Origin of the sequence: Acidisoma sp. (assembly GCF_035492295.1) — a bacterium.
GTDB lineage: Bacteria > Pseudomonadota > Alphaproteobacteria > Acetobacterales > Acetobacteraceae > Acidisoma.
Genome location: NZ_DATJJK010000192.1, coordinates 1 through 10,261, shown reverse-complemented (window position 1 = coordinate 10,261; position 10,261 = coordinate 1). Strand labels below are relative to the sequence as shown.

Annotated in this window: 11 protein-coding genes; 4 read left to right on the top strand and 7 right to left on the bottom strand. The window is 67.5% G+C overall.

What is annotated here, in order from left to right; translation table 11 throughout:
* The 3 genes from VL752_RS14370 to VL752_RS14360 all read right to left on the bottom strand — a co-directional run.
* A partial coding sequence (locus VL752_RS14370; RefSeq protein WP_325356427.1) for a BatA domain-containing protein occupies positions 1-1,110 on the bottom strand: 1,110 nt, incomplete at its 3' end.
* Positions 1,107-1,973, bottom strand: a complete 867-nt coding sequence (locus VL752_RS14365) for a DUF58 domain-containing protein (RefSeq protein ID WP_325356425.1) — start codon at positions 1,971-1,973, stop codon at positions 1,107-1,109. The genes VL752_RS14365 and VL752_RS14370, both read right to left, overlap by 4 nt.
* Before the next feature lie 4 nt (positions 1,974-1,977).
* Positions 1,978-3,003, bottom strand: coding sequence for an AAA family ATPase (locus VL752_RS14360; RefSeq protein WP_325356423.1), 1,026 nt, complete (start codon positions 3,001-3,003; stop codon positions 1,978-1,980).
* Between the two features lie 216 nt (positions 3,004-3,219).
* On the opposite strand from VL752_RS14360, the gene VL752_RS14355 reads away from it, so the two are divergent.
* From VL752_RS14355 to VL752_RS14345, 3 genes are read left to right on the top strand one after another with little or no spacing between them, the layout of a single operon-like run.
* Entirely contained in the window at positions 3,220-3,750 is a 531-nt protein-coding gene (locus VL752_RS14355; protein WP_325356421.1) for a DUF1285 domain-containing protein, read from the top strand.
* Positions 3,750-4,343: a CoA pyrophosphatase gene (locus VL752_RS14350; RefSeq protein ID WP_325356419.1), complete on the top strand. Its 594-nt coding sequence runs from the start codon at positions 3,750-3,752 to the stop codon at positions 4,341-4,343. The genes VL752_RS14355 and VL752_RS14350 overlap by 1 nt, the downstream gene beginning before the upstream one ends.
* The gene (locus VL752_RS14345) at positions 4,340-5,632 is read left to right on the top strand and encodes an NAD(P)/FAD-dependent oxidoreductase (RefSeq protein WP_325356417.1); all 1,293 of its coding nucleotides are present in this window, start codon (positions 4,340-4,342) and stop codon (positions 5,630-5,632) included. Before VL752_RS14350 ends, VL752_RS14345 begins: the two co-directional genes overlap by 4 nt.
* On the opposite strand, the gene VL752_RS14340 is transcribed toward VL752_RS14345, so the two are convergent.
* Genes VL752_RS14340 through VL752_RS14325 form a run of 4 tightly spaced genes read right to left on the bottom strand, consistent with a single transcriptional unit; the run spans position 5,610 to position 9,081 of the window.
* On the bottom strand, positions 5,610-6,407 hold the full coding sequence (locus tag VL752_RS14340) for a metal ABC transporter permease (RefSeq protein ID WP_325356415.1): 798 nt from the start codon (positions 6,405-6,407) through the stop codon (positions 5,610-5,612). The genes VL752_RS14345 and VL752_RS14340 overlap by 23 nt on opposite strands.
* 5 nt (positions 6,408-6,412) lie before the next feature.
* Positions 6,413-7,279 (bottom strand): metal ABC transporter permease, encoded by an 867-nt coding sequence (locus tag VL752_RS14335; protein WP_325356413.1) that lies wholly within the window; start codon positions 7,277-7,279, stop codon positions 6,413-6,415.
* Between the two features lie 4 nt (positions 7,280-7,283).
* Positions 7,284-8,114 (bottom strand): metal ABC transporter ATP-binding protein, encoded by an 831-nt coding sequence (locus VL752_RS14330; protein ID WP_325356411.1) that lies wholly within the window; start codon positions 8,112-8,114, stop codon positions 7,284-7,286.
* A gap of 19 nt (positions 8,115-8,133) precedes the next feature.
* Positions 8,134-9,081 carry a metal ABC transporter solute-binding protein, Zn/Mn family gene (locus tag VL752_RS14325; RefSeq protein WP_325356409.1) on the bottom strand — a complete coding sequence of 316 codons (948 nt, stop codon included), beginning with the start codon at positions 9,079-9,081 and terminating at the stop codon, positions 8,134-8,136.
* A 218-nt stretch (positions 9,082-9,299) separates the two neighbouring features.
* On the opposite strand from VL752_RS14325, the gene VL752_RS14320 reads away from it, so the two are divergent.
* The gene (locus VL752_RS14320; RefSeq protein WP_408863133.1) at positions 9,300-9,815 is read left to right on the top strand and encodes a nucleoside deaminase; all 516 of its coding nucleotides are present in this window, start codon (positions 9,300-9,302) and stop codon (positions 9,813-9,815) included.
* The last annotated feature ends 446 nt before the right edge of the window (positions 9,816-10,261 follow it).

Genomic DNA, 10,261 nt, shown 5'->3' with positions numbered 1-10,261 from the left:
TTCCGGGCCCGGGGGCAGGGGCCGATCACTCAGGACGAGAGCCGAGAGCGGTTCGGCCACAAGCTGATCCAGCGTGCCATGACGGATCTCGACATCCGACCCCATGGCACGGTTGAGATAGTAGAGCGGGCCCACCAGGGGGGCATCGGCATTGTCCCCCACGCCCGAGACGAGACCGACGATGCGGCGCCGCCACTGTCCGTCCAGCAGCATGGTGCCGCCGGCCGAGGGCGCGCCCGCGATGCGCAGCGCCGTCACCTCGTTGGCGAGACTCGTCGGCAGGCCGAGGGGAGCCTCGGCCGTCGTATGACCAGCTGGCAGATCGAGCGTGATTCGGTTGAGGGTGCGGCGATCCGCGCCTTCCGCGAGCACGGCGAAATGTCGGTCGGCCGAAACCGGCAGAGCGGCGAGACGGACAGCCAGCGCGCCGGCCGAGGCCACGGGTGGCAGAAGCAGGGGGGCGGCAGCTGCCGCCCGCATATCCGTGACCTGGCCGACACGGGCGAGGGCGGCGCGAAACGCGTCTTCACCCGCCGGAGCGGCGATCCCGTCATCCAGGAAAAGGACGGACGTGTCCGGCATGTGCCAGGCAGAGACGGCTTGGGCATCAACCGCACGGTCGGCGGGCCAAGGCTGGGGCAGGACGGCGGCGAGTCGACTCAAGGCGCGCCCGGCCGGCATCGGCCCCTGGATCGTGGGTGGCTTGCCGTCGGCATCGGCGGCGGTCGTAAGAAGAGCCACGGGCCGGGCGTCCCGCGCGGCGGTGCCTATGGCCGCGCGGGCGGCCGCCATGCGATCCGCCCAATCACCCGCCGTGGCCCAGGAATTGTCGAGCACGATGAGGAGCGGACCTTGGCCGGGCGGCCCATGGCGCGGATTAAGGATCGGACCCGCGAGGCCGAGGATGAGGCAGGTGAGCGCCAGAAGCCGGAGGACGAGCAGCCAGGGCGGTGTGCGCTCGGGCGACTCCGTTTGCGCCTCCAGCCCCATCAGCAGCCGGAGCGCCGGAAAGCTTTGCCGGCGGGGACTGGGCGGGCTTGCCCGCACCAGCCACCAGAGCAGGGGCAGTACGAGGAAGGCGAGCAGCAGCCAGGGCGCAGCGAAGATCATCGCGCGGCAAGGGCCTCATAGAGGGCGAGCAGCGCCGCATTCGGGCTGTGATCGGTGCGGTGCAGCCCCGCGGTCCACCCGGCGGCGCGGGCAATGGCGCCGATGCCCGTGACCTGCGCTGTTAGACGCTGGTGATATTGGTCGCGAATATCCTCGACCTTGGGTACCAGGATGCCCGCCGCCCGGGCAAGACCGCCCAAACCCTCGAAGCGCACCCGCCCCCGGAACGGCAGTTCGACCTCAGCCGGGTCGAGGACCTGCAGAATATGCCCCGAGACCGGCAGGCCGGCAAAACCGGTGACGGCCGCGCGAATGCTCTCGAGCGGCTCGAGGAAATCGCCGATCAGCACGAGATGGGCATGGCGCGGCACGCGCAGCGGCGGCGGCAGAGGCTGCTCCCCGGCCGGCTGATCGAGCAGGTCAGCGATGGCAGGAAGAGCGGGTCGACCGGAGGCCGGGTGCGGCTTTGCCCCGAGCAGGCGAACATATTCGCCACCGCGCAGCAGCAGGGCCGCGAGCGCCAGGGCGAGCAGTACCGCCCGTTCCCGCTTCGGCGGGGTTGCGCGGGAATGCCAGCGCATCGCCTCCCCATCCGCGACCCAGAGATAAACCGTCTGCGCCGCCTCCCATTCCGTTTCGCGCACGAAGAGCCGGTCGGAGCGGGCGCTTTGCCGCCAATCGATCCGCTGGGCGGAATCGCCTTCGGAGAAGGGCCGGTATTGCCAGAAACTGTCGCCGCGCCCTGTGCGCCTGCGGCCATGGACACCCTGCGCGACCGACGCTGCCACCCGTTCGGCGGCGAGGAGGAGCGGCGGCAGCGTCTGTCCCAGGGCCTCCGCCGCGAGCGACGCCTGCGCCGGCACGGTTTTAGGCGCCAATGCGGCCAACCATCGCGTCGATGACGGCCTCGAGCGTGACGCCTTCGGCCCGGGCGCCGAAGGAGAGCGCCATGCGGTGGCGCAGCACGGCCGGCGCCAGAGCGGCCACATCCTCGAGACTCGGCGAGAGCCGCCCATCGAGCAGCGCGCGGGCGCGGGTGGCCAACATCAGCGCCTGGGCTGCGCGTGGACCCGGACCCCAGGCGACATGATCCCGCACCAAGCCCAGGCCCGATCCGTCCGGCCGACCGTCCCGCACGAGGGCGAGGATGCCGTCCACCACCGCATTGCCAATAGGCATTGCCCGGACGAGGCGTTGCGCCAAGACCAACTGGTCGGTGTCCAGAACGGCGTGCGCTTCCGCCGTCTCGCTGCCGGTCGTTGCCAGCAGCATGGCACGCTCGTCCTCCCGTCCAGGATAGGTAAGGTCGATCTGCAACAGGAAACGGTCGAGCTGGGCTTCGGGCAGGGGATAGGTACCCTCCTGCTCGATCGGGTTCTGTGTCGCCAGCACGTGGAAGGGGCGCGGCAGCGGCCGGTCCTGCCCGGCGACAGCGATATGCCCCTCCTGCATCGCCTGAAGCAGGGCTGACTGCGTGCGCGGACTGGCGCGGTTGATCTCGTCCGCCATGAGAAGCTGGCAGAACACCGGGCCCGGCAGGAAGCGGAAGGCGCGGCGGCCGGTCTCCGGCACCTCGTCCAGCACCTCACTGCCCAGGATATCAGCGGGCATCAGGTCCGGGGTGAACTGCACGCGGTTGGTCGCGAGGCCGAGCGTGCGGCCGAGCGTATCCACGAGGCGCGTCTTGCCGAGGCCCGGAACACCCACGAGAAGCACATGGCCGCCCGAGAGAATGCCGGTCAGCGCGAGATCCACGACCTCCCTCTGGCCAAAGATGACGCGGCGGATTTCGGTCCGGAGTTCGGCGAGCCGGGCGCCTAGTTCTTCGGCCCGGGAGAGAATCTCCTCCGCCTCATTGCCGTTGCTCTCCGGTCGTCCCATTTCAAAAGGCATGGTGTTCCTTGGCAATCATCACCCAGTATAGAGGCTCGTGACCTCTCCGGCCGATGACCCTATCTATATTTGATGGTCAGGTGAAAGTCGGCTCAGGAAAACGTGGGGGCGGACAACGCAGGGCAGAGAATTTGCCGGGATCGCGATCATGGGGTTGAGGCTGTGTCGGGCGAGCAGGAAAGTTTAAAGGCGACGACTCGCGCGGCGGACGCGGCAGTGCCTGCGCGGGGTAAGCGCAAGCCTGCCGAATGCGGAGATCTGCCCTTCGTCATCAAGCGGGACGGGAGCTGGCTCTACAAGGGAACGCCGATCGGACGGAAGGAGCTTGTCTGCCTCTTCGCAAGCGTGTTGCGGCGGGAGGCGGATGGGAGTTTCTGGCTGGAAACGCCGGTCGAGCGTGGCCGCATCGTGGTGGAGGATGCGCCCTTCGTCGTCGTCGAAATGGAGTGGGATGGCGCGGATAGCGACCAGGTGGTGACCTTTCGGACCAATACTGACGAGATCGTGACCGTCGATCTCGATCATCCTCTGCGCTTCAAGGACGAGGGCGGCGGCGACCCAAAGCCCTATGTCCGGCTTCGGCCCGGCAATGGTGAGCATCCGATCGAGGCGCGCATCAGCCGCCCGGTTTTCTATGAACTGGTGGCGCTCGCCGAGCCGCAGACCGTGCGCGACCGAATGATGCTCGGCATCTGGAGCAGTGGCGTCTTCTTCCCTCTGGGTGAGATGCCCAACGACGATACGTGATGCCCCTGCTCACCGCTGCGGCGCTGCGTGCGAGCCTCGCCCGGCCGACGACGCCGGCGGAGAGCGCCGAGCGGGTGGAGAGCCTGTTGGACGGGCTCGCCGCCGCCGTCTTGGTGCCGATCATCATGGAGCCGGCGCCGCGCATTCTTCTCACCAGGCGCGCGGACCATCTGCGCCGCCATGGCGGGCAGGTGAGCTTTCCCGGAGGTCGAATGGATCCGGCCGATCCCAGCCCCGAATCGGCCGCCCTGCGCGAGGCCTGGGAGGAGGTGGGGCTCGACCCCAGCGCCGTCGAGGTCATCGGGCGGCTGCCTCTGCATGAGACCGGCACTGGTTTTCTGGTAACCCCGGTTGTGGGCCTGGTGCCGCCGGACATCGTGTTGAAGCCTGACGCTTCCGAGGTCGCTGCGCTGCTCAGCCTGCCCATCTCTGTCCTGCTCGACCCGGCGCAACCGGCGCGGCGGCGCATGAAGCTTCCAGGCGGCGGAGAATGGCGGGATATCTACGTCTGGCCGCATGACGATCACTATATCTGGGGCGCGACGGCTGCCATTCTCCTCAGCCTGGCACGACGGCTGAGGGGCGAGGCGTGAACTGCACGGTAGCGGATGCGGTACGACTGACGAAGGACCTCCCCGCTGCCCCGCTCGACGTCGCGATCATCGGCGCCGGTATTGTGGCGCTGGCCACCGCCCAGAAGCTGGCTGCCGCCGGTCGCCGCGTGGCGTTGATCGAACGCGGCGGCGTCGCCCGCGCCACGAGTGCCGGAAATGCCGGAGCGCTGGCCTTTTCGGATATTCTGCCGCTCGCCAGTTCGGGCAAGATTCGCCAGGTGCCGAAATGGCTGCTGGACCCGCTCGGTCCGCTCGCCATTCCGCCCGCCTATGCGCTGAAGATCGCCCCTTGGCTGATCCGCTTCTGGCGCGCCGGCTGGCGGGATCGGTTGGCCGCGAGCCTCGCCGCCCAGGTGAGCCTGATGCGGGTGGCAGAAGCCGAGATGGACCGGATGGTGGCCGAGGCCAAGCTTTCCGCGCTCGTCAATCACGACGGGTCGCTCGAACTTTATGAGAGTGCGCGCGAATTTCAGGAGTCGCTTGCTGGATGGAAGGCCCGGAGCGATGCGGGCATTGCCTTCGAGCATGTCCAGGGCGCCCGGATGGCGGCGCTGCAGCCCGGTCTCTCGCGCCGTTTCGTCTCGGGCACCTTCGTGCCCGGCTGGCGGACGGTGAGCGATCCTTTTCTTTTCGCCTCTGTCCTCGCCCGGCACCTGGAGAACCGGGGCGTCACCTTTCTCGCGGGTGAAGCAACGAGGCTCAAGCCGGCAGACGCCTCCGTGACCATCCACCTGCGGGACGGACAGAGACTTTCGGCTGCCCAGGTCGTACTGGCGACCGGCGCCTGGTCGCGCCGGTTGACGGACCCGCTGGGCGACCGCATCCCGCTCGAAACCGAGCGCGGCTACAACACCACCCTGCCGCCCGGCGCCTTTGACCTGCGCCGCCAGATCATTTTCGGCGGCCATGGTTTCGTGGTGACGCCACTCGTGACCGGCCTCCGTGTTGGCGGTGCGGTGGAACTGGGCGGACTCGACCTGCCGCCCAACTTCAAACGCTCCGCGGCGATGCTGCGGAAGGCGCAGGATTTCCTGCCCGGCCTGAAGCCCGAGGGCGGGCAGGAATGGATGGGTTTCCGGCCGTCCCTGCCGGACAGCCTGCCGGTAATCGGCCCGTCGAAAATCTCCCCCCGCATCGTCTATGCCTTTGGCCACGGCCATCTCGGCCTGACGCAATCGGCGGGCACGGGGCAACTGGTGGCCGAGCTTCTGTCGGGCACACCACCGGCGATCGACCTGTCCCCGTTCAGCCCAAGGCGGTTCGACTGAAGCGGCGCGGCACTTCCGACAGGGTGAAAAGCGCCGCCGCGATGCTGCCGACGAAGAAACCGATCGGCCAGTCGGTCACATAGGCGAGGGCGATCGCGGCCCACAGGGTGCCGAGCGAGAAAGCGATAGAGAGCGCCACCGCTTGCGCGGGGCGACGGGCGAAGCTGCGAGCGGCGGCGGCCGGGCCCACCATGAGACTGAAGACGAGCAGCGCGCCCACCACCGGCAGCGCCATGGCCGTGGTGAGGCCGACCAGTCCGAGAAAGAGCAGATCAAGCTGTGCGGGCGCCCAGCCTCGGGCGGCCGCGAGGTCCGGCGAGGCCGAACTCAGGAGCAGCGGCCGGAAGCGCGCGGCGAGCGTGCCGAGGACGAGCAGGCCAATCCCTGCCACCGGCAGAATGTCACCTCGGCTCACACTCACCAACTGGCCGAAGAGCAAGGCGAAGACCCCTTGGGCATAATGGCCCGAGAGGCTGAGGAAGAGCGTGCCGAGGCCGAGCAGGGTGACGAGGGTGAGGGCGGTCGCCACGTCTCGCCGCTGGCGGCGGCCGAGTTGGGTGATGCCGAGAACACCCAGCATCGCAAAGATCAGGAGACCCCAAATCTCGTGGATGCCGAAAAGATCGGCGGCAGCCGCGCCGGGGAAGGCGCCGATCGGCAGGGCATGGGCCGCGAAGCTGGTGCCGCGCAGGACGACGAAGACGCCGACCGCGCCCGCCACGACAGCGATGATGGTGGCGACGATCCAACCGTTGATCATGTAGCTCGCGAACATCGCGCTCAGGCCTCCCGTAGCCGGGCAGGCCGGCGCAGGCCCGAGAGAAGGTAGAGCGCGAAAATAAGACTCACGATGAAAAAGCTGACCGGCCAGGGACGGCCGGGGGTCCAGCCATAGCTGTCATAGGCGAGCAGGATGCCGCCCCAGCAGGCGACGAGGCCGAGCCCCGCGGCGAGTAGCACAGCCTGCCCCGCGCTGCGGGTGAGGCGCACGGCGGCCGCCGCCGGCCCGACGAGCAGCGCGGTCGAAAGGATGGCGCCCACCGTCATCGCCGAGAGCGTAACGGCGAGCGACAGCACCAGGAGATGCAGCAGCCCGACGAGCGGCACGCGTATGCCGCGGGCGGCGGCCAGATCCGGATGGAGGGAGGCCAACAGCAGCGGCCGCCAGATCGCCCCCAGCAGGATCAGTCCCCCCGCGCCCACCGCGAGGGCGGGCAGGACGACGCCCGAGGGAATGGCGAAGATCGAGCCGAACATGACGGAGATCGCGGCGCCGCTCGAACTCCGCGTCGCGATGGCGAAATGGAGGAGCAGCGCGGTGAGGCCGAGGCCCGCGCCGAATACGACACCCGTCGCCAGATCTCGCTCCCGCGCGCGGCGCAGCCCGACCGCTTCCAGCGCCATGGCAGCCAGCGCCGCGATGCCGAGAAACCCCCAGAGCGGGGCGAAGCCGACAAGGAAGGCGAGCGATCCGCCGGCGCTGCTGACATCAGCCAGCGCATGGCCCGCAAAGGATTGGCCGCGGATCACGGTAAAGACGCCGATGGCGGCCGAAATCACCGCCGCCCCGCCGCCCACGAGAAGGGCGGTCTGCACCGGCCCGTTCGTGAAAAAGCCGGGTGTCACGATCGCATCGAACAGGGTCATAGGCTCAGGGAATCTCGCAGACGTGGACGGGATGGCGCTCCATGGCGATCGGAATCTCGTCAGCAGCCCCAGCCGCCACCACGAGCACGCGGCCATGAACGCGGATGACGTCGATATGATGCCCGTAGAGACGGCTCAGCACCTCGGTGCGGACGACCTCCTCCGTCCTGCCCGTCGCGGCTCGGCCCTGGGCGAGATAGACGATGCGGTCCATGACCCCCAAGAGCGGGTTCATGTCATGCGCGGAGACGAGGATGGTGATCCCCTCCTCATGCGCGAACCAATGCAGGAGGTGGACGATATCGGCGACGGCGGCGACATCGAGATTGGCGAGTGGCTCATCCAGGAGCAGAAGCTTCGGCCGCCGGATCATGGCATGGGCGATGAGGATACGCTGCTGCTGCCCGCCTGAGAGATCGCTGATGCGCTGGTCGGCGAAGGCTTGCGCATCCACCGCCTCCAGCATCTCCTCGACCTTTCGCGTCCGGACCCGGGACGGGAAGGAAAGTCCGAGCCGCGCACCATCCAGCCCGAGCGCGACAACATCGCGCGCCCGCAGCGGCATCTCCGTCTCGAAGCCGATTTTCTGCGGGACATAGCCCATGAGGCCGCGCCTCCCGGCCCCGCTGTGGCCACCGATCCGCACAGTCCCAGCCGAAGGCGCCTGAAGACCCAGGATGGTGCGGAGCAGGGTGGTCTTGCCCGAGCCGTTCGACCCGATGAGGCCGCAAAACTCGCCCGGGCGCAGCGAAAAGCTCACGTCCCGCAGCACGGGACGGCCGGGAAAGGCGACGCTCAGCTGCTCGACGTCGAGCGTCGCCATGGGGTCGGTCATTGCAATCGGGCTTCTCAGATCAGTGGGCGACAGGTTTGAGCAGGCTTTCGGTCGAGATCTTGCCCGCCACCGCGCGCCTGAGGGCCTCGACCTCCGCCAGCATCCAGCTCTGATAATGATAGCCGGGCGCGGGCATCGTTTCATACACGGCAACCACCGGAATGCCATGCTTATGGGCGAGTTCCAGGAAGGAATTGGTCAGCGGGTCCGTCACCTGCTGGTTGTAGACCAGTGCCTTTACCGTGCCCTTGGTGAAGAGGGCATTCTGGGTGGCCACGTCCTGCGGTGCGGGGTCGGTGTCGTTCATGATCGCGGCTTCCAGGGGGAAGGGCGTCATGATCTTGGCGCCAGCCGCCTGGAGCATGTAGTCGCCGACCGGTTCCGTGACGGCCACCGGCGCATCAGGGTAATCTTTCTTGAAGGCGGCCAGCGCCTCCGCCCAGGGTTTCAGCGAGGCGTCGAATGTCTGTTCCTGCCGCTGGAAATAGGCGGCGTGGCCAGGGTCGAGCTTGCTCAAAGCCTCTGCCACCGCGTGCGCGACCGCCGGCATGGTGGCCGGGTCGTACCAGAGATGCGGGTTTGGGGCGGAGTCCGGCAGGTCGCGGAGTTTCTGGACGTTAATGACGATGCGTCCTGACTTCGGCGCCGCGCGCACCATCTTGTCGGCCCAATCATCGTAGCCAAGCCCGTTTTCGACGATGAGATCGGCCCCCGCGATGCGCCCGCCGATGCGGGGGCTGACTTCGAACGAATGGGGATCGGTATTCGGATCAGTCATGATGGCGGTGGCGGAGACGTAAGGCCCGCCGATCTGGGCGATGACGTCGGCATATTCGTTTTCCACGCCGATGGCCGGGATGGGGCCGGCTGCCGCTGCTGGGTGCGCGGTGCCGAGCGTGCAGGCGAAGGCGGCGATCACTAGGAGGCCCGTGCTGAGGGCGGGTGCAAATCGCGGCAGGCGAGTCATGGGGGATACCTCGACAGAATGTCAGAACGTTATAACATAACATTCCGTCCCGTCCAGACGAGTGTTACCGTATATAGTAACGCCGCGCGAGTTCTCGCGGATCACTCGGCTGGCAGAGCTGCCAACCGTCTTGGTCAGCGCCGCATGGCCGGGTGACAAACGAGCCCGAAGCGGGAAAGGATAGACTTGGCTGGGAGCGGCCGGGCTACGGACCCGGCATGAACGGATCGCAGCGGCATGACGAAGGACGGATGATGGCGCAAGCGCTGGACCATGAACACTATATGCGCCGGGCTTTTGCGGTCGCCGAACGTGCGAAGGCCGAGGGGCAGCACCCCTTCGGCGCCATTCTGGTCGGGCCCGACGGCGCCGTGCTGATGGAACAGGGCAACGGCTTCATGCCCGACCGGGACATGACCGGTCATGCCGAACGCGTGCTGATGACCCGCGCCTCCATCGTCTATGACGCAGGTTTTCTGCTCGGCTGTACCATGTACACATCCGCCGAACCCTGTGCGATGTGCGCCGGTGCGGCCTATTGGGCCGGCATCGGCCGCGTCGTCTACGGTTGTTCGGAGCGCGACCTGCTGGCGCTTACCGGCAACCATCCCGAGAACCCGACGCTCGACCTGCCCTGCGCCACGGTCTTTGCTGCTGGGCAGAGGAAGGTCGAGGTCATCGGCCCGGTGCTGCGCGACGAGGCGCTGGCCCTGCACGCTGGCATGTGGGACTAGCCCAGACCGCCACAGTCGTTGTTAATTCGATATGGTCCATTCGTGCGGGATTTGACGCGGTTCGCGCGGCCATCGCCGTCCAGGATCTGCCGCTGATCGTTGATCAGTCATCATATGGCAGGCGCGTGAGGGCTGATCACGTTCTCGTCCGCGAGCCGCAAAATGATTGTGGTCTTGGCCGGCCTTCTCCACAAGCGTCACAGGGATTGAAATTCTCTATCTGACGTAACCTTTTTTCGGCGCAGCGCCGCTGCCCCTAAACAATGAGTTACCGCCGATGGACATCGCATACGTTATCGTCTCTTTCGTTGCTATCTACGCCTTAGCGACGACACCCGTGCTGCGTGGCGCGGACCAGCCTCCGACCTTGGCACCGCAGCGCAGCTCGTCGATCGACGGATTGCGCGGCGTTCTCGCGCTCAGCGTGGTCTTCTATCATGGCTATC

Excerpts from the sequence above, each read along its gene's own strand:
- VL752_RS14360 (WP_325356423.1), bottom strand. The coding sequence starts at position 3,003 with ATGCCTTTTGAAATGGGACGACCGGAGAGCAACGGCAATGAGGCGGAG.
- VL752_RS14350 (WP_325356419.1), top strand. The coding sequence starts at position 3,750 with ATGCCCCTGCTCACCGCTGCGGCGCTGCGTGCGAGCCTCGCCCGGCCG.
- VL752_RS14340 (WP_325356415.1), bottom strand. The coding sequence starts at position 6,407 with ATGTTCGCGAGCTACATGATCAACGGTTGGATCGTCGCCACCATCATC.
- VL752_RS14335 (WP_325356413.1), bottom strand. The coding sequence starts at position 7,279 with ATGACCCTGTTCGATGCGATCGTGACACCCGGCTTTTTCACGAACGGG.
- VL752_RS14330 (WP_325356411.1), bottom strand. The coding sequence starts at position 8,114 with ATGACCGACCCCATGGCGACGCTCGACGTCGAGCAGCTGAGCGTCGCC.
- VL752_RS14325 (WP_325356409.1), bottom strand. The coding sequence starts at position 9,081 with ATGACTCGCCTGCCGCGATTTGCACCCGCCCTCAGCACGGGCCTCCTA.
- VL752_RS14320 (WP_408863133.1), top strand. The coding sequence starts at position 9,300 with ATGAACGGATCGCAGCGGCATGACGAAGGACGGATGATGGCGCAAGCG.